Genomic DNA, 17,713 nt, shown 5'->3' on the forward strand with positions numbered 1-17,713 from the left:
GGCCGGCAACGGGGCCTACTGGAACTCCAGCAGGTCGAGGAAGGCGCGCGCCGCGCCGTTGACCGGCAACCGTCCGGTCGTCTCGTCGCCGGTGTGAGCGACGACCAGTTCCCAGCAGATCTCTGGGCCGAGTTCGGCAATGGCGATCTTCGGGCGGCGCGTTTCGGCGAGAGCGTCGGGCAGGAGGGCGATGCCGAGCCCTTTCGCCACCAGATCGACGAGCGTTTCCAGATCGGTCACCTCGAAGGCCGTGCGCCGCGTGATGCCGGCCTGGGCAAAGGCGCGGTCGACAAGCGGCCTTGTGCCCCAGCCGATATCGAAGTCGACGAAGGAATGCCGGGCGAGGTCCGCAAGGGTGATATCCTTGCGGCCCGCAAGCGGATGGCCCGGCGCCGTGACAACCGCGAGGTCCTCGCAGGCGACGATGCCCGTCACGATATTGTCCGGCGGGTCGAGCAGCGGCAGGAAGGCAAGGTCGAGCCGTCCGGTCCGAAGCTGTTCCAGAAGCCCCGGCGCATCGCCCTGCCTCAGACGTACCTCGACGCCCGGATGGGTGGCATGGAACCGGGCAATCAGCGAGGGAAGGTCGAGGAAGGCGGGCAGGCTGTGCACCGTGCCGATGGCGAGCGAGCCGGATCGCAGCCCCTCCACGTCGGCGACGATGTCCCGGGCCGTATCGATGGCCCGCATCGCCTCGCGCGCCTTTTCAAGAAAGGCCTGACCGGCCGGCGTCAGCTGCACCTGGCGCGTGCTGCGCACGAAGAGCTTGGCCTGAAGCTCGTCCTCCAGCGAGCGGATCGAACTCGACAGCGCCGACTGGACGATATGCACCCGCTGCGCCGCGCGGGTAAAATGCCGCTCCTCGGCGACCGCGATGAAATGCTGGAGATGACGCAGTTCCAAGGCTCGTTCCGCTCAGATTTGATCAGTTTCAGAGATAAATCCAATCTCTATATTCTGTTGGACGCATAAGCAAGCCGGGCGCATTGTCCGCGCGCATTGGTTCGGTGCCCTTCCGCTTCGTGCGGTTGAGGGCGGCCGGCCATAGTGCTCCATCAAGAACAACGAAAGGATTTGCCATGACTGGGAAGCTCGACGGCAAGGTCGCCATCATCACGGGCGCGAGCTCCGGCATCGGTCTGGCCAGCGCAAGGGCACTGGCGCGCGAGGGAGCCCGCCTCGTCCTCACCGCGCGGCGCAAGGAGCGCCTCGACGCCCTGATCGAGGAAGTCCGCGGGCTCGGCAGCGACGCCATCGCTGTGATCGGCGACGCCCGCGACGAGGCGACGGCGCTGAAGACGGTGGAGGAGGCCAAGGCCCGCTTCGGCCGGATCGACATCCTCATCAACAACACCGGCGTCGGCAACTACAAGACCCTCGTCGATACCAGCCTCGACGACTATGTGGAGATGATGGACGTCAACGTCCGCTCCACCTTCCTCTTCACCCGTCACGCGGTGCCGGTGATGATCGAACAGGGCGAGGGCACGATCCTGATGATCTCGTCGATGGCCGGTGTCTACGGCTTTGCCGGCGAGGCGGTCTACTGCGCCACCAAGTTCGCCCAGGTCGGGTTCGCGCAGGGGCTCGACAAGGAACTGCGTCCGCACGGCATCAAGGTCGGCACGATCAATCCGGGCGGCGTGAAGACGGAGTTCGCCATCGGCAAGGGCCGCACGGAAGCCGGTGTCGAGCAGTCCGACATGCTGGAGCCCGAGGACGTCGCCGAGGCGGTGCTTTTTGCCTGCGCCCAGCCGAAGGGCTCGCGCATCATCCAGGTCCAGATGCGCACCATGGCCGAGGCGCTCGCCTGAGCTGGAACGGACCGGACTTGCAGGAGTTGCTCGCACGGGACTCGTCGGCCCCGTGCGTTCAGGCGTTGAAGAACAAGGAAATCGGATCATGACCCATCCCGTCCTGAAGAAGGGAGCCGTTGCCGTCGTCACGGGCGGTGCCTCCGGCATCGGCCTTGCCGCCGCCGAACGCTTCGCCGCGCTCGGCCTCAAGGTCTGCATCGTCGACCGGGGCGAGGCAAAGCTCGCTGCGGCGGCGGAAGCCATCGCGCGTTTCGCGGGTCGCGGAGCGGGCGATGTCATGGCGACGGACGTGGACGTCTCCAAGCGCGAGGAACTGGTGGCGCTGGAAACCGCGGTCCTGGAGCGTTTCGGCAGCGTCGACGTGCTGATGAACAACGCTGGCGTCCAGCCCGGCAGCGCCCTGTTCGGACCTCTGGGAAATTGGCAGAAGGTTCTGGACACCAACCTCTGGGGCATCATCCACGGCTGCCAGGTCTTCGTGCCGGGCATGATCGCGCGGGGCAAGCCCGGTCTCGTGATCAGCACGGGCTCCAAGCAGGGCATTACCACGCCGCCGGGCGATCCGGCCTACAACGTCTCCAAGGCCGGTGTGAAGGCCTTCACCGAGGCGCTGCAGCACGAGCTTCGCAACACCGACGGCTGCGAAATCTCCGCTCACCTGCTGATCCCCGGCTTCGTCTTCACGCCGCTGACCGCAGGCGAGCGCACCGAGAAGCCCGCCGGTGCCTGGACCCCTGCCCAGACGGCGGACTTCATGCTGGAGCGGCTGGACTCGGGCGACTTCTACATCCTCTGCCCGGACAACGACGTGGCGAGAAGCCTCGACGAGCGCCGCATCCTCTGGGCCGCCGGCGATATCGTCGAAAACCGGCCGCCGCTCTCGCGCTGGCATCCCGATTATGGCGACGCCTTCAAGGCCTTCGTCGACAAGGGCTGAGGGAAACGTCTTTGCCCAATGAAAGGCGGCCGCCGATCCACTGGACCGGCGGCCGCCTTGCTGTTTTCAGAGCAGCTTTTCCATCGTGATCGGCAGGTCGCGGATGCGCTTGCCGGCCGCGTGATGGACGGCATTGGCGATCGCCGCCGCCATGCCGACGATGGCGACTTCCCCGACCGCCTTGCCGCCGAGCGGGGTGGCGTCATAGTCCGGCTCGCCGACGGAAATCGTCTCGATCGCCGGAATGTCGGCGTTGGTCGCGATCAGGTAGTCGGCAAGGTTGGCGTTCAGGATCCGCCCGTTGCGCGGGTCCGTGATGCCTTCCTCCAGAAGCGCCATGCCGATGCCCATGATGATCCCGCCCTTGAACTGGCTGTCGGCAAGCTTCGGATTGTAGAGCCGGCCTGCATCGACCGCCGAGACGACGCGCGAGACACGGACAGTGCCGAAGTCTTCGTCGACCAGGACCTCGACGAAATGCGCGCAGAAGGAATGGCGCGACTTGGGTATGCCGGGGCCACGCTCCATCCCCGCGAGGCTGGTGAACATCGAGAGCCGTTCCTCGGCCGTGCGCTCCTTTTCCGGCAGCGTGTCGCGCGTGACTTCGAGTGCGTCACGCCCGGTCGCCGTCAGAAGATCGCCGAGGGGAATGGCTGGTCCGCGCGGCGGGCCGATCATGCCGTCCTCGATGATCAGCGTGTTGGCCTGGTTCTGCAGCGGCGAGTTCGGGTCGGAGAGACCGAGCGCGATCAGGTCCTCGCGGGCGGCGAGTGCTGTCTTGTGCACGGCGCCGACCATCAGGTTGGCAAGCTGCGACCCGCCGGCAACGGGCGCCCGGGGAAGGCGCGAGTCGCCGAGCTTGACCTCGACGCGCTCAACCGGCACGCCGAGGGCGTCGGCGGCGGTCTGGGCAAGGATCGTGTAGGTGCCCGTGCCCATGTCGATGGCGCTGGACAGCACCTCGACACGGCCGTTGGCCAGAACCCGCACCATTGCCTCGCCGGGGCTGGAGTAGACCGGATGCGTGCCGACCGCCATACCCCAGCCGACGAGTTGTCGGCCGTTGCGCATCGAACGCGGCTCCGGGTTCCGCTTCGACCAGCCGAAGGCTGCGGCGCCGGCGTCGTAGCAGGCCAGAAGCCGGCGCGACGACCACGGCTTGCCATTCTCCGGGTCGACGTCGGGCTCGTTGCGCCGCCGCAACTCGACCGGATCCATCCCCAGCGCGATGGCAAGCTCGTCCATCGCGCTTTCCAGCGCGAAGGCGGACGGGTTCTTCCCCGGGGCGCGGAAGGCACCCGGCACCACCGTGTTGACCGGCACGATCGTCTGGCGCGAGCGGAAATTCGGGACGGCATACATCATCGAGGTGACGACGCCGAGCGTTTCCACGAAGTTGGCCGCGGCGGCGGTCTCGTTGGCGCCCCTGTGGTCGATGGCGACGATCCGGCCGTCTTCGCTCGCGCCGATCTTCAGCGTCTGCCATGTGGCCGGCCTGCCGCCATGGGCGGTGAAGGTCTGCGGCCGTGTGACGGCGAGCTTCACCGGACGGCCGAGCATTCTGGCGGCGGTCGCCGCCACCGCCGAATGCGGCAGTGCCTGTCCCTTGGAGCCGAACCCACCGCCGATATAAGGTGAGACGACGCGCACATTCTCGAAGGGAATGCCGAACCAGGTCGCAAATTGGTTGGCCATGCCGTCGATCCACTGGCTCGGCTCGTGGATCGTAAGCCTGTCGTCCGCCTCCCAGTGGGCGATGAGCCCGTGTGGTTCGATCGGCACATTGTATTCGCGCGGCGTCTCGTAGCGCACCTCGATGCTGACGGGCGCCTCCGCCAGGGCCTGCTCGGCTTCGCCCCATGTCTTGCTCATGGCCTCGACCGGGTTGCCGTCGCCGGCGCGCGGGTCGGCGAAGGTGGCGACGACGGGCGCCTCCTCATAGGTGATGTGCAGCCGGTCGGCGGCGGCCCGCGCCTGCTCCACCGTGTCGGCGACGACGGCCGCGACGAGCTCGCCGTTGTGCCGGATCTCGGTGGCAAAGGGGACAAAGGTGTCGCCGGGCGGCAGGTTGCCGAAGAAGTCGGCCTTCGGGACGAGAGGCAGGCTGTTGCCGGCGTCGAGCACGAGATGGACGCCGGGGCTTGCCTCCGCATCGCTCTTGTCAATCGAGACGACGCGGCCAGCGCCGATGGTCGACTGGACGATGACGCAGTGGAGCGCATCGGCAACGGCATGCTCCAGGGCATAAGTCGCGCGGCCGGTGATCTTGGCCGGTCCGTCCGCCCGGACGTGGGCCCGGCCGAGCGGCCCGGTCGCCATGCCGTCCGACGCGTCGCCGCGCTTGGTGGTGATTTCGGCAAAGGTCATGCGATGCCTCCTGCGGTGAGAATGGCGCGCGCGACGACGCGCGGGGCAAGGGCGGCCTTCCAGGCGTTGTCGTCACGCGTGACGGCCCCTTCGACGGCGAGGCGGCTCGCCTCGGTGACGAGCGCCTCGTCGAGCGGCTTGCCGATGAGGGCTGCCTCCACGGCGCGTGCCGGCCATGGCTTGGTGGCAACGCCGCCGAGCGCGACGCGAAGGTCGCGGATCGTGCGGCCGTCGCCGTCAAGCTCCAGCCCGACCGCCGCGCTGGCCGCCGCGAATTCATAGGACTGCCGGTCACGGACCTTGAGGTAGACCGAACGGCGGGCGGCGGCGCTGGCAGGGATCGTGACCGAGGTGATGATCTCGCCGGGCTCGAGCACCGTCTCGCGGTCCGGCGTTTCGCCCGGCTCCAGGAAGAAGTCGGTCGCCGCAATATCCCTGCCGCTGGTGTGGATGACCGCATCGAGGGCGGTAAGCGCCACGGCAAGGTCGCCGGGATAGGTCGCGATACAGGCCTTGCTCGTGCCGAGGATGGCATGGTTGCGGGCCGGTCCGTCCATGGCCGCGCAGCCGGATCCGGGATCGCGCTTGTTGCAGGCGGCATAGCCGGCGGGATCGCGGAAATAGGGACAGCGCGTGCGCTGCATCAGGTTGCCGCCGATGGTCGCCATGTTGCGAAGCTGCGCCGAGGCGGCCAGCGACAGCGACTGCGCGACGGCCGGATATTCGGACTTGATCCGCGCGTGGTCGGCGACATGGCTCATCGTTGCAAGGGCGCCGATGCGGGCGCCGGCCTCGTCGACCGCGATGCCGTCAAGGCCGGGAATCCGCGTGATGTCGACGATCTCTTCCGGCGCGGCGATGCCGCATTTCATGAGATCGACGAGCGTGGTGCCGCCGGCCAGCAGGGAGCGCGCGGAAAGGGCGGCGGCCTTGCCTGCCTCTTCGAGCGTGGCGGCGCGGCGATAGGTGAACTCTTTCATCGCATTGCCTCCGCAGCCTTTCGCACCGCCTCGACGATGTGTGGATAGGCGCCGCAGCGGCAGAGGTTGCCGGCCATGTATTCGCGGATCTCGTCGTCGGAGCCGGCGTGCCCTTCGGTGATGCAGGCGACCGCCGACATGATCTGGCCGGGCGTGCAGTAGCCGCACTGGAAGGCGTCTTCGTTGAGGAAGGCTTCCTGAACCGGATGAACGGTGCCATCGGCGCCGGCAAGGCCCTCGATGGTGGTGATGCGGCGGCCGTCCGCCTGCGCAGCGAGCATCAGGCAGGAGAGGGCCCGTTCGCCGTCGACATGGACGGTGCAGGCGCCGCACTGGCCCTGGTCGCAGCCCTTCTTCGTTCCGGTGAGGTGCAGGTGCTCGCGCAGCGCGTCGAGCAGTGTCGTGCGCGGATCGACGCTGAGATGGTGCGTCTCCCCGTTGATGGTGAGTTCGATCGAATGAGGATCACTCATGCTGGTGACGTCCTTGTGCTCGGGCCCTGAAGGGCGCGATTTCGGGAAACGTGATCGATTTGGCGAGGATTGGGGCTGCCGGCTGGCCCGCCCGATATGCTAAGGTGACAAGGCAATGGGTAAGCGGAGGTAGCCTCCGTTTAGAATCGGTATATGGAGCAGGATTGCTTCGGTTCAAGGCCGTGCCGCGACGGAGCGCGTTATTTGAGTGAGGAAACGCCGTCCGGCGCAGCAAAGTTCGATGACAGGCCCATGCGCGCCGATGCGCGCCGCAACCGCGACAAGCTGATCGAAACAGCGGCGGCCTGCTTTGCGGAAAAGGGCGTCGAGACCTCGCTGGAAGACATTGCCCGGCGCGCCGGCGTCGGCATCGGAACGCTCTATCGTCATTTTCCAACGCGCGAAAATCTGGTCGAGGCCGTCTATCGGCGCGAGGTCGAATTCCTCGAAGCGGCGGCCGACGATCTTCTTGCCCGCTGTCCGCCGGAAGAGGCTCTCGCGCAGTGGCTGCAGCTGATGGTCGGCTATGCGGCGACGAAACGCGGCATGGCCGACAGCCTGCGCATCCTGTTCGACGCCCGGACGGGCATTTTCGCCGAGCAGCCGAGCCGCGTCGCGCGGACGCTCGAAAGGCTGGTTTCGGCCGCCGCGCGGGCCGGCCGGATCCGGCAGGATGTCGAGGCGCCGGATGTGCTGCAGGCACTCTCCAGCCTCTACAGCGCGCCGGCAACGCCCGACTGGGAGGCCCGCTCGCGCAAGGTCGTCGCCCTGATCATGGACGGCTTGCGCTGGGGCGCGCCGGAAAAGAACTAAGAAAATTCGGAAAAAGCATGTCTTAACAAAGGCTCGCGCGAGGATCCGGCTTTCCGCCCGGTTCTTCGTCCGGGCCTGCTTCGCTGTGGACTTTTCGGTCTGACCGGAAAATCATGCGCTCGATGATCGATCGGTTCGGAAAGGGCGAAGTGCGTGCTGCTGGATAATCTGGCTCTCTTCGTGAAGATCGTCGAGACGGGCAGCCTGTCCGCCGCCGCCCGCGAGGCAGGGCTTTCGCCGGCCACCGTTTCGGAGCGCCTTGTCGGGCTGGAAGCCCATTATGGCGCGGCCCTGCTGACCCGCACGACCCGCGCGATCAGCCTTACCGACGAGGGGCGTCTGGTGCTCGATGGCGCGCGGCGGCTGCTCGCCGAAGCCGACGAGCTGGAGGGGCGGATTCGCCTTGGCACGAGGTCGGTCTCCGGCCCAATCCGGCTGAGTTCGCCGCAGGACCTCGGCCGCTCGCGCATATGGCCGATTGTCGATCGCTTTCTGGCCGAAAATCCGGATGTGTCGGTCGAACTCGATCTCAATGACTCGATCGTCGATTTGGTCGGCTCGGGCCTGGATTTCGCGATCCGCTACGGTGCGCTCGCCGACAGCAGCCTGCGCGCCCGTCACCTCGGCGAAAACCGCCGCATCGTCTGCGCCGCACCGGAGTATCTTGAGCGCATGGGTGTGCCCGAACATCCCGGGGACCTTGCCCGGCACGACTGCATTTCCCTGCGCTACGGCGGAAACATCGAACGGACGTGGCCCTTTCGCATCGACGGGCGTCTTCAGCGGGTCATGGTGCGCGGACGGCGCGTTGCCAACGATGGCTGGCTGGTGCGCCATTGGTGCCTGGCCGGCCACGGGCTCTGCCTCAAGTCCAACTGGGACGTCGAGGCCGATCTCGCCGCGGGCCGGCTGGTGGAGGTGCTGGGGGAGTATTCCGCCGGGCGCACGGCGCTCCAGATCGTCTATCCGCCGGCGAAGGTGCAGCCGCGTCGCGTTCGCGCGCTGATCGACATGATCGCCGCCGAACTCTCGCCGCCACAGGCGATCTGATCGCGGTGGTTCGGCGGTCGAACCGGCCGGGCAACAGGACCGGTCTTCACATATCTGCGCCGGCATCCCTTGTGTTTCCAACGGCGGAGCGTCGACGCGCCTCGCCCTGCATCCCGTTACCCCGCAACGAATTTTATGGCCGTTTCCGCCGGAAGATTTGCGCATGATCAATGCGCCTCCCCGGCAAGACCGGCATGACATGGCCTCGTAGCCATATCGAAAAGCCCCTGCCTTTTGCTCAAGCACGGGACGTTCTCCCCTTGACCATGCTGTTGCCCTGGCTGGAACTTGCCGCCTGTGCCCTCGCGATCGCTTTCGCCGGCCCGGTGCTGACGCGCTATGGCGACGTGATCGCGCGACTCACGGGTCTGTCGCGCTCTTGGGTCGGGCTGGTGCTGCTGGCAACCGCCACGTCGCTGCCGGAACTTTTCACCGGCATTTCGGCCGTCACCGTCGCCAACGCACCGAACATCGCCGTCGGCGACGCGCTTGGCGCCTGCGTCTTCAATCTACTCATTCTTGTGGTGCTCGACGCCCTGACCCGGGACGAACCGATCTACCGCAAGATCGACCAGGGCCACATCCTCACCGCAGGCTTCGGCATCATCCTGATCGGCTTCGTCGGCGCCTTCATTCTTCTCAGCCGCGAAACGCCGGGGCTTCATCTCTTCCAGGTCAGCGCCTTCACGCCGGTCATCATCGTTCTCTACATCGTCGCCATTCGTGCGGCGTTCGTCTACGAGCGCCGTACGCCCCGCATGCCGGTGGATGACGGGCCGGCGGTCGAGATCTCGTTGCGTGAGGCGATCCTGCGCTATGCGCTCGCGGCGGCGGTCGTGGTGGTCGCCGGCACGTTGCTGCCCTTTGTCGGCATCGAGATTGCCGACGCCATGGGCTGGCAGCGCAGCTTTGTCGGCACCCTGCTGATCGCGGCGGTCACGACGCTGCCGGAATTCGTCGTCGCCGTCAGCGCCCTTCGGCTCGGCGCCACCGACATGGCCGTCGCCAATCTTCTCGGCAGCAATCTCTTCGATGTCCTGATTCTGGCGATCGACGACCTTGCCGATCTCGACGGCCCGCTGCTGTCGACCGTCTCGCCGGTGCACGCCATCACGGCTTTTGCGGCCGTGATCATGTCGGGCATCTTCGTGGTCGCTTTGCTCTTCCGCCCGACGTCGCGCTTCTTCGGCTTCGTCGGCTGGGTCGGCCTCTCGCTGCTGATGGTCTACGTCCTGAGTTCCTACACCATCTTCCTGTCCGGCGAATGAGCCTCGCGCCGGTCATGGCGTCGCCAAGCCCGCACCGGTCGAAGGCCGGTCCGGCGGGAAGACGCTCCGTCGATCAGCCGTAGCGGCCGGTCACGTAGTCATTGCAGAGCTCGGTCCTGGGTTTGAGGAAGATGTCCTCCGTATCGCCGAATTCGATCAGCTTGCCGAGGTGGAAGAAGGCCGTGCGCTGCGAAACCCGGGCCGCCTGCTGCAGGTTGTGGGTGATGATGACGATGGCGAGATCGGCGCGCAGTTCGTCGATCAGTTCCTCCACGCGGCCGGTGGCTCCGGGATCGAGCGCGGAGCAGGGCTCGTCCATCAGGATGACGTCGGGATTGGTCGAGAGCGCCCGGGCGATGCACAGGCGCTGCTGTTGTCCGCCGGAGAGACTGGTCCCCGGCTGGTCGAGGATATCCTTGACTTCGTCCCAGAGATTGGCGCGCCTGAGGCACTGCTCGACGAAGCCGTCCATGTCGTTGTCGTCCTCGACGATCCCGTGGATACGGGCGCCGTAGGCGACATTTTCGCGGATCGGCTCCGGAAAGGGATTGGGCATCTGGGCGATCCAGCCAAAGCGACGGCGAAGGTGCTCCAGTTCGACGTCGGGGTCGAAGATACTCTTGCCGTCGAGCAGGATGTCGCCGGTCAGCCGGTAGCCGGGCACCGTTTCCGCGATCCGGTTGAGCGAGGTCAGCAGCGTGGACTTGCCGCAGCCGGACGGACCGATCAGCGCGGTCACCTCCCGGTCGCAGATGTCGAAGGTCACGTCTTCGAGCGCCTGCTTCTCGCCGTACCAGGCGTTGACATGGCGCACGGAGAGCTTGGTCGTGTGGCCGTCGTGGTGGCGGCCGTCGGGAATGACGGTTCGGGTGTCGAGAAGTGATTTCATGGCAGGACGAGCCTGACACGCGCCTCCGCGGGATGCATTGAGCGAAGTCATTCATCCGACTGTCATATTTGACCGTCAGCTTGCGCTGTCCGATGGATGCCGGATTGATCTGCGACAATGCCGCAGACGTTCGTCCCGGCTATCCGTTTGGATTGAAACTCGCGATCATGGAACGTGCGCCGCCGGTCCGGCAGGGGCGCGACCGTCTGGCTGATGGAGAGCGCACTGTCCGCCGCCACCGTCATATGCACTGCGTTGCCGTCGCGACTGCGCCTCAGGGACAATCGCGTTCGGCATCGGCCGGACCTTGGCCGGACACTCGGCAAGAGGATCGGCGATGCGTTCCCCGGCCTTTCTGTCGACGTCTCCGACCTGACCGGTTCGATCCTGATCCGGGGCGTGGAGGTTCCGGACGCCGATCACCTCAGGAACTTCGTGGAACGGGTGCTGGACGGGGCGTTGGCGCCCGAAGGTCATGGCCGCAGCGAGACCGGGGAGCCTGAACCGCCGATCGGGCATCCTCATTGGCCGGACGGGAGCGACACCCCGGCGGCGGCTCCGCACGCGGAAACGCTTGATCGGCTCGTCGAGGAGATCGGCGGCGATACCGTGCGCGGCCTCGATGCGGATGACGCGGCGGAACGCATCGTCCGCTTCGGTCTCAACACGTTGCCGAAGGCCGAGGCGCGGTCCTCCGCAGCCATTTTTGCCGGACAGCTCACCAGCCTGCCCGTCGCCCTGCTCGGCGCCTCCGCCGCGCTCTCGTTCTTTACGGGCGGTCTTGCCGACGCCGCCGTGATCCTTGGCGTCGTCCTGCTCAACGCCGGCATCGGCACGGTGACGGAACGCCAGGCCGAACGCACCATCGCCGGGCTTGCCAACTATGAGCCGCGCAATGTCAGGGTCGTCCGCGGCGGCGCGGTGATGGAGATCGATCCCGCCCACCTCGCACCGGGCGATCTGCTGCTGCTTGAGCCGGGAACGCTGGTTCCCGCGGATGCCCGCCTTGTCATCGCCGAGGCGCTCACCGTCAACGAATCCGCGCTGACCGGCGAGGCGATGCCCGTGCACAAGGAGGCGGGGGTGGTCCTTGCCCCGGATATCGTGCTGGCGGACCGGGCGAACATGGTCTTTCGCGGCACGGCGGTGACGGGCGGCAGCGGTGTCGCGCTCGTGGTTTCGACCGGAAGTTCGACCGAGATCGGCCGCATCCAGTCGCTGCTCGGCAGCTTGCAGCCACCCCCGACACCGATCGAACGCCAGCTCGGCGAGGTCGAAAAGGAACTCGTCGTCGTCAACGCGCTCATCTCCGCTGCCGTCTTCGGCATCGGCCTGATGCGCGGCCATCCGCTGATCTCGATCCTGAGGAGCGCCATTTCACTCGCCGTCGCGGCCATTCCGGAAGGCCTGCCGGCTGTCGCGGCGACGACGCTCGCCTTCGGCATCAACGACATGCGCAAGCGCCAGATCTTCGTGCGCAAGCTCGATGCCGTCGAAACCCTCGGTGCGGTCGAGGTGATCGGCCTCGACAAGACCGGCACGCTGACGGGCGCGACGATGTCTTTGGCCGAGGTACATGCAGCAGGCAGTCTGATCGACATGGATTGCGGACGGATCGCCGGGAGTAATGACGGAACGATCGCCGAGGATCGGCAGGATGTGCTGCGCCAGCTGCTTGAGACGGCCATGCTGGTCAGCGAGGCGACGGTCGAGACCGACGCGGACGGCGTGCGGCGCATCGTCGGCTCGGCGACCGAATCCGCGCTCGTCGAGGCGGCTCTCGCGCATGGTATCGATCTCGCCGGGCTGAAGGAGGCGCAGCCGGTCGTCGAGCTTGCCGCCCGCGCCGACGGGCGCAAGCGCATGTCGGCCCTTTGCCGGTCGGAGGACCGTTTGCTGCTGGCGGTGAAGGGCGATCCGGCCGAAGTGCTGGCGCGCTCCGCCCATATCCGCACGGCGACCGGAACCCGCCCCCTGACGCGCGAGGATCGCGACGCGGTCCTTGCCGCGAACGAGGGCATGGCGGGACGGGCGCTTCGCGTCCTCGGGGTCGCCTCCCGCGACGGCGGCGGCGATCCGAGGGACGAGGCGGACCTGACCTGGCTCGGTCTCGTCGGCATCGCCAATCCGTTGCGGCCGAACGTTCGGCCGGTCATCGGCGCCATGCACGGCGCCGGCATTCGCACCGTCATGATCACCGGCGACCAGAGCGCCACCGCCTTCGCGATTGCCCGCGAGGTCGGGCTTGCCACCGGCGGCGATGTTCGCGTCTTCGAGGCCGGACGGCTTGCCGGCATGAAGCCCGAGGTTCTGGCCGCCGTTGCCGGCAGCCCGGACGTCTTTGCCCGTGTCAGCCCGACGGAAAAGCTCGGCATCGTCCGCGCCCTGCAATCGCACGGATCGGTCGTCGCGATGACCGGGGACGGCATCAACGACGGCCCGGCGCTGAAGGCGGCCAACATCGGCATCGCCATGGGCGCCGACGGCACCGATGTCGCCCGCGAGGTCGCCGACATCGTCCTTGCGACCGACGATCTGGAAGGGATCGTCGAGGCCATTCGTCTCGGCCGGGCAAGCTATGACAATATCCGCAAGGTGCTGCGCTTTCTCGTGTCCACCAACGCGTCGGAAACCGTCGTCATGCTCGGTGCGACGGCGCTCGGCATCGCAGAGCCCCTGTCGCCCATGCAGTTGCTGATGCTGAATCTTCTGACCGATGTTTTCCCGGCGCTGGCGCTCGGGCTGGAGCCGCCGGAAGAGAACGTGCTGCGTCGCCCGCCGCACGATCCCAAGGCGTCGATCCTCGATGTCTCGGATTTCCGCAAGATCGTGCGCGAGGGCCTCGTCATCGGCGGCGTGGCGCTCGCCGGGTTTCTGGCCAATGGTCAGGCGGGAGGCGTCAGGCGCGGCGGCACCATCGCCTTCCACGGGCTGACGCTGGCGCAGCTGCTGCACGCCTTTTCCTGCCGGCAGACATCGACGGGGCTGACCGCGGGCTGGGGCGCGCCAGCCAATCCTGCGCTCTATGCGGCGCTCGCCGGATGCCTCGGAATCCAGGCGGGCGCCCAGATGCTGCCCGCCACGCGTCGGCTGCTCGGCCTCACGCCGCTCGGGGCCTCGGGTCTGGCCGGAGCGCTGGCCATCGCTGCGGCCGCAACGGTCGGCAATCGTTTGCTGGCAACTATTTTCGACGAACCCGGCCCGCAAGCCGAGGGAGAGGGCACATGGTCAACGGCGACATGATCTTCACCTCCGAGAGCGTCACCCGCGGTCACCCGGACAAGCTCTGCGACCAGATCAGCGACGCAGTCGTCGACGCCTTCCTGCGCCAGGACCCGAAGGCGCGCATTACCGCCGAATGCGCGATTGCGACCGGCGTCGTCTTCGTCGCGGCCCGCTTTTCCGGCGAGGCGTCGGTGGATATTCCCCAGCTTGCCCGGCGTGTCATTGCCGAGGCCGGTTACGAGAAGCATGTCTTCGACGCCCAGCGCGCGTCGATCCTGACGAGCTTTTCGGAAGTCGAGAGCCCGGCGGGTCCCCTTCATCCGCAATCGCCGGCGGACGAGCAGGTGAATGCCTTCGGCTATGCCTGCGATGACTGCGAGACCTTGATGCCGCTGCCGATCGATCTCGCCCATCGCTTCGCCCGCCGCCTCGATGACGCTCGAAATGAGTGTCCGGACCTCGGCCCCGACGGCAAGGTCCAGGTCTCGGTGCAGTACAAGGACGGCCGACCGGTCGCGATCGCCGATATTGCCGTGACGTCGGCGCTGCTGCAGCAGCTTGCGCCCAGCGACCATGAGGCCATCATCAGGGACCTGGTCCTCGCGCCGCCGTTGCCCGGCGGTCATCCGGTCAGGGTGACGGCCGCAACGCGGCTCCACGTCAATCCCGGCGGTTCGTTCCTTTATGGCGGTCCGGCCCATCACGCCGGGCTGACGGGGCGCAAGACCGGGATCGACACCTACGGAGACTTCGCGCGCCAAAGCGGATCGGCTCTCTCCGGCAAGGACATCGGCCGTATCGACCGGACCGGCGCCTACATGGCGCGCCTTGCCGCCAAGGCGATCGTCGCCGCCGGATTGGCGCGGCGGGCGGAGGTGCATCTCGCCTATGCCATCGGCGAGGCCGAGCCAAGCAGCTTGGCGGTCAATTGCTTCGGCACTTCGCAGGTTGCCGAGGCCGAGATCGGGCGGCGCCTTTCGGCCCTGCTCGACTTTCGGCCCGGCGCCATCGCCGAGCGCTTTGCCTTTGCCGAACGGGTCGCACGTGCGGGAACGGAGGGGTTCTTCCGTCCGCTCGCCTGTTACGGCCACATGGGCCGCGCCGATCTTGATGTCCCCTGGGAGGACGCGGTGGACCTGGCCGAAGCCCTGCGGCGCTGAAGCTATTCGTTGTCTGTTTCCGCCGGAGAGTGCAGACCGGTCGTGATCAGCGAGGCGGCGTACCAGAGAAGCGTCAGGGCCGGCGGCAAGGCGCGCCCCTTGCTCATCTGGTAGAAGGCGAGCGCCGTCATCGCGGCGGCTCCGACCTTGACGGGCTCAAGCCGGCGCACGGCCGAAAAACTTGGTGCCGCCGGTGGCGCGCCGATGAGCGCGAGGCCGACCGCTTCCAGATCCTGAGCCGATAATGGGCCGGCTCCGGGATGGCTGACGACGAGGCTGCCGGTGGCCGGACGCGGCGTCACCTCCTTGACGGCCGGAATCTGCTTCAGCTTCATGGCCGCCGCAGCCATGAGCAGAAGCTGCCCCTTTGAACTCGGCACCTTGAGACGGGACCGTCCCGGCATGCTGTGCATCAGGACGACTTCGACGGGCTTGGCCATGGGGTCGCCGCCTCAGGCTGACGGTTGGGGTGAGGCGGTCGCCGCATCGGCCTCGTCCGACGCAGCCGCTGCGTCAGATGCTGCGTCTGCCTTGGCCGCTGCGGCCCCGGAAGCACCGGTTGCGGCCGCGCTGGCGGCATGCATCTCCGCCACGAATTCGGCCCTTGCCTCCTCATAGAGGTCTTCGGCCGTTTCCATCGCCTCGGCCGCCTTGATGCGCGCCTCGTAGGCGGTTGCCATTCCGACCTTCATCGCCTGCTTGGCGAAGGGCTGGGCGTGTTTCCAAAGTCTCGGTCCCAGCAACGCAGCTGCCGCGCCGACTGCCGCACCCACGGCGAATTTGGCAAGTGACATCAAAACACTCCTGAATTCTCGCGCGGCGGCAGCATCGTCCCGCCCATCGGATCATAGTCGCCTATTTTCGTGACAACCACTTTCGCCGGTTGGGGCCTTTCCCGGCACCCTTGCCAGACCCGGCAATGGGCAACCACCATTCCCTTACCATCGTCTGCAATCCTTGCCCGGATTGAAATGACTTGAATCAAGAAGGCCCCGGGCATCGGCGCGCCTGCGCTGAGGCGAATGCCAGGCCTCGCTCGCCGAAGTGCGCAATCCCGGCAATGGACGGCGGCAGAAAGGCGTTCCGGCGCGAGAGCTGGCAACGTAACAGATTTGTTTCAAAATACAGGCGAAGAGAAACACTCATTTTCGCGGGGTTACGGTGAAATCTTTAGCGTAAAACGTTGTAATTTTTGAATTTATTGTAAGTCGCACGGATTCATTGAAGTTCATAGAACTGTCATGTAGCGCCAATAAGACAGCGGCGAGAGGCTGATGATATGGAAAGCATATTGTTTCGACTTTGAAACAATCGGTTTTGTTGTCGATCAAGCCATTCTTCCCTTCCCTCTCATGGCAGAGGACATCGGCATGTTCACCGCACGAGGGCCAGCCCCCGCCGCACGCGGCGCGCTCATGCTGCTCCGTACCGTGTCGCAGGCCGTCATTCCCGGCATGCCGGCCGGCCGTTCATTCTTCCAGGATTGCTGCGCCGGGGCAGGGGCTTGCCGCCCCGAGGGCCACGGCAGCCACCCGCACGGCGCAGCCAACAGCATCGGGGAGCGGACCTCTCGACGAGGCGCGCGAACCGGACGGCCCGGACAGCCGAGGCCGGAAGACCAACAAGGCTGAGTATCTTCAAGATCAAGGAGAATGATGATGTCGAAATTCCTCAAGGGTCTGCAGGCGGCGCTGCTCGGCAGCGCGCTTCTGGCCGGCGGTGCAGCGGCCCATGCCGCCGACATCTCCGGTGCCGGCGCGACCTTCCCCTATCCGATCTATTCGCAGTGGGCGCAGGCCTACAAGGAGAAGACCGGCACGGGCCTCAACTACCAGGCCATCGGCTCCGGCGGCGGCATCAAGCAGATCGAGGCCCGCACGGTGACCTTCGGCGCTTCCGACAAGCCGTTGGACGGCGACGAGCTGAAGGCCAACACGCTGGTCCAGTTCCCGACCGTCATGGGCGGCATCGTTCCGGTCGTGAACGTCAAGGGCATCAAGCCGGGTGAACTGGTTCTCGACGGCAAGACGCTGGCCGAGATCTATGCGGGCAAGATCACCAAGTGGAACGACGCGGCGGTCGCCAAGCTCAATCCGAAGGTCAAGCTCCCCGACGCCGCGATCGCCGTCGTCTATCGCTCGGACGGATCGGGCACGACCTTCAACTTCACCTACTATCTCGCCGCCGTCGACGCGGCCTGGAAGAGCGACATCGGCGTCAACACCTCGGTCGAGTGGCCCGTCGGCATCGGCGCCAAGGGCAACCAGGGCGTGGCGGCGAGCGTCGGCCAGACGGCGAATTCGATCGGCTATGTCGAATACGCCTATGCCCTTCAGAACAAGATGACCTACACGGACATGCTCAACGCCGACGGCAAGCGCGTTGCTCCGAAGGCGGAAGCCTTCGCCGCCGCCGCCGCCAATGCCGACTGGAAGAGCCAGCCGGGCTTCGGCGTCATCCTCGCCAACCAGCCGGGCAAGGGCTCCTGGCCGATGACCGCCGCGACCTTCATCCTGATGCACTCCGACGCGACGGATGCGGCGGCCTCCGCCGAAGCGCTCAAGTTCTTCGACTGGGCCTATGGCAAGGGCGACAAGATGGCCGCCAAGCTGGACTACATCCCGATGCCCGACAGCGTCGTGAAGTCGGTCAAGGCCGAATGGGCGGAGATCAAGGGCAAGGACGGCAAGCCCGTCTACGCCGCGATGCACTGAGACCGGATTTCCCGTCTCCC

The 17,713-nt window shown here is 66.6% G+C and carries 15 protein-coding genes; 8 read left to right on the forward strand and 7 right to left on the reverse strand.

From position 1 onward, the window contains the following. Positions 1-15 precede the first annotated feature (15 nt). Positions 16-903 (reverse strand): LysR family transcriptional regulator, encoded by an 888-nt coding sequence (locus HDIA_RS01925; protein WP_099553854.1) that lies wholly within the window; start codon positions 901-903, stop codon positions 16-18. A 176-nt stretch (positions 904-1,079) separates the two neighbouring features. Here HDIA_RS01925 and HDIA_RS01930 point away from each other — a divergent pair, with 176 nt between their 5' ends. Next, positions 1,080-1,814: an SDR family oxidoreductase gene (locus HDIA_RS01930; RefSeq protein WP_099553856.1), complete on the forward strand. Its 735-nt coding sequence runs from the start codon at positions 1,080-1,082 to the stop codon at positions 1,812-1,814. Positions 1,815-1,902: 88 nt separating this feature from the next. After that, entirely contained in the window at positions 1,903-2,754 is an 852-nt protein-coding gene (locus HDIA_RS01935) for an SDR family NAD(P)-dependent oxidoreductase (RefSeq protein WP_099553858.1), read from the forward strand. A gap of 66 nt (positions 2,755-2,820) precedes the next feature. Here the strand turns inward: HDIA_RS01935 and HDIA_RS01940 are convergent, their stop codons facing one another. From HDIA_RS01940 to HDIA_RS01950, 3 genes are read right to left on the reverse strand one after another with little or no spacing between them, the layout of a single operon-like run. Further along, positions 2,821-5,121: a xanthine dehydrogenase family protein molybdopterin-binding subunit gene (locus HDIA_RS01940; RefSeq protein WP_099553861.1), complete on the reverse strand. Its 2,301-nt coding sequence runs from the start codon at positions 5,119-5,121 to the stop codon at positions 2,821-2,823. Beyond that, on the reverse strand, positions 5,118-6,101 hold the full coding sequence (locus HDIA_RS01945; RefSeq protein ID WP_099553863.1) for an FAD binding domain-containing protein: 984 nt from the start codon (positions 6,099-6,101) through the stop codon (positions 5,118-5,120). Before HDIA_RS01945 ends, HDIA_RS01940 begins: the two co-directional genes overlap by 4 nt. After that, positions 6,098-6,574: a (2Fe-2S)-binding protein gene (locus HDIA_RS01950; RefSeq protein WP_099553865.1), complete on the reverse strand. Its 477-nt coding sequence runs from the start codon at positions 6,572-6,574 to the stop codon at positions 6,098-6,100. The genes HDIA_RS01945 and HDIA_RS01950 overlap by 4 nt, the downstream gene beginning before the upstream one ends. Before the next feature lie 252 nt (positions 6,575-6,826). On the opposite strand from HDIA_RS01950, the gene HDIA_RS01955 reads away from it, so the two are divergent. From HDIA_RS01955 to HDIA_RS01965, 3 genes are all read left to right on the forward strand, one after another. Next, on the forward strand, positions 6,827-7,387 hold the full coding sequence (locus HDIA_RS01955; protein WP_245884333.1) for a TetR/AcrR family transcriptional regulator: 561 nt from the start codon (positions 6,827-6,829) through the stop codon (positions 7,385-7,387). A 153-nt stretch (positions 7,388-7,540) separates the two neighbouring features. Continuing rightward, complete coding sequence (locus tag HDIA_RS01960) at positions 7,541-8,437, forward strand: LysR family transcriptional regulator (protein ID WP_099553868.1); 897 nt, start codon at positions 7,541-7,543, stop codon at positions 8,435-8,437. Positions 8,438-8,703: 266 nt separating this feature from the next. Further along, positions 8,704-9,705: a sodium:calcium antiporter gene (locus HDIA_RS01965; protein WP_099558659.1), complete on the forward strand. Its 1,002-nt coding sequence runs from the start codon at positions 8,704-8,706 to the stop codon at positions 9,703-9,705. A 73-nt stretch (positions 9,706-9,778) separates the two neighbouring features. On the opposite strand, the gene HDIA_RS01970 is transcribed toward HDIA_RS01965, so the two are convergent. Further along, positions 9,779-10,594: a phosphate ABC transporter ATP-binding protein gene (locus HDIA_RS01970; RefSeq protein WP_099553870.1), complete on the reverse strand. Its 816-nt coding sequence runs from the start codon at positions 10,592-10,594 to the stop codon at positions 9,779-9,781. Between the two features lie 174 nt (positions 10,595-10,768). On the opposite strand from HDIA_RS01970, the gene HDIA_RS01975 reads away from it, so the two are divergent. Both HDIA_RS01975 and metK read left to right on the forward strand, forming a co-directional pair. Then, positions 10,769-13,837 (forward strand): cation-translocating P-type ATPase, encoded by a 3,069-nt coding sequence (locus HDIA_RS01975; RefSeq protein WP_099553873.1) that lies wholly within the window; start codon positions 10,769-10,771, stop codon positions 13,835-13,837. Further along, positions 13,819-14,979 (forward strand): methionine adenosyltransferase, encoded by a 1,161-nt coding sequence (metK, locus tag HDIA_RS01980; RefSeq protein WP_245884121.1) that lies wholly within the window; start codon positions 13,819-13,821, stop codon positions 14,977-14,979. Before HDIA_RS01975 ends, metK begins: the two co-directional genes overlap by 19 nt. 2 nt (positions 14,980-14,981) lie before the next feature. On the opposite strand, the gene HDIA_RS01985 is transcribed toward metK, so the two are convergent. Further along, positions 14,982-15,419 (reverse strand): hypothetical protein, encoded by a 438-nt coding sequence (locus tag HDIA_RS01985; RefSeq protein WP_099553875.1) that lies wholly within the window; start codon positions 15,417-15,419, stop codon positions 14,982-14,984. A gap of 12 nt (positions 15,420-15,431) precedes the next feature. After that, a complete protein-coding gene (locus HDIA_RS01990) occupies positions 15,432-15,773 on the reverse strand; it encodes a DUF5132 domain-containing protein (protein WP_099553877.1) in 342 nt (113 codons plus the stop codon). An 864-nt stretch (positions 15,774-16,637) separates the two neighbouring features. Here HDIA_RS01990 and pstS point away from each other — a divergent pair. Continuing rightward, entirely contained in the window at positions 16,638-17,693 is a 1,056-nt protein-coding gene (pstS, locus tag HDIA_RS02000; RefSeq protein WP_099558661.1) for a phosphate ABC transporter substrate-binding protein PstS, read from the forward strand. Positions 17,694-17,713 lie beyond the last annotated feature (20 nt).

Origin of the sequence: Hartmannibacter diazotrophicus, from assembly GCF_900231165.1 — a bacterium.
Taxonomy (GTDB): domain Bacteria; phylum Pseudomonadota; class Alphaproteobacteria; order Rhizobiales; family Pleomorphomonadaceae; genus Hartmannibacter; species Hartmannibacter diazotrophicus.

Excerpts from the sequence above, each read along its gene's own strand:
- HDIA_RS01955 (WP_245884333.1), top strand. The coding sequence starts at position 6,827 with ATGCGCGCCGATGCGCGCCGCAACCGCGACAAGCTGATCGAAACAGCG.
- HDIA_RS01990 (WP_099553877.1), bottom strand. The coding sequence starts at position 15,773 with ATGTCACTTGCCAAATTCGCCGTGGGTGCGGCAGTCGGCGCGGCAGCT.
- HDIA_RS01965 (WP_099558659.1), top strand. The coding sequence starts at position 8,704 with ATGCTGTTGCCCTGGCTGGAACTTGCCGCCTGTGCCCTCGCGATCGCT.
- HDIA_RS01950 (WP_099553865.1), bottom strand. The coding sequence starts at position 6,574 with ATGAGTGATCCTCATTCGATCGAACTCACCATCAACGGGGAGACGCAC.
- HDIA_RS01930 (WP_099553856.1), top strand. The coding sequence starts at position 1,080 with ATGACTGGGAAGCTCGACGGCAAGGTCGCCATCATCACGGGCGCGAGC.
- pstS (WP_099558661.1), top strand. The coding sequence starts at position 16,638 with ATGTCGAAATTCCTCAAGGGTCTGCAGGCGGCGCTGCTCGGCAGCGCG.
- HDIA_RS01945 (WP_099553863.1), bottom strand. The coding sequence starts at position 6,101 with ATGAAAGAGTTCACCTATCGCCGCGCCGCCACGCTCGAAGAGGCAGGC.
- HDIA_RS01970 (WP_099553870.1), bottom strand. The coding sequence starts at position 10,594 with ATGAAATCACTTCTCGACACCCGAACCGTCATTCCCGACGGCCGCCAC.
- metK (WP_245884121.1), top strand. The coding sequence starts at position 13,819 with ATGGTCAACGGCGACATGATCTTCACCTCCGAGAGCGTCACCCGCGGT.
- HDIA_RS01985 (WP_099553875.1), bottom strand. The coding sequence starts at position 15,419 with ATGGCCAAGCCCGTCGAAGTCGTCCTGATGCACAGCATGCCGGGACGG.
- HDIA_RS01935 (WP_099553858.1), top strand. The coding sequence starts at position 1,903 with ATGACCCATCCCGTCCTGAAGAAGGGAGCCGTTGCCGTCGTCACGGGC.
- HDIA_RS01940 (WP_099553861.1), bottom strand. The coding sequence starts at position 5,121 with ATGACCTTTGCCGAAATCACCACCAAGCGCGGCGACGCGTCGGACGGC.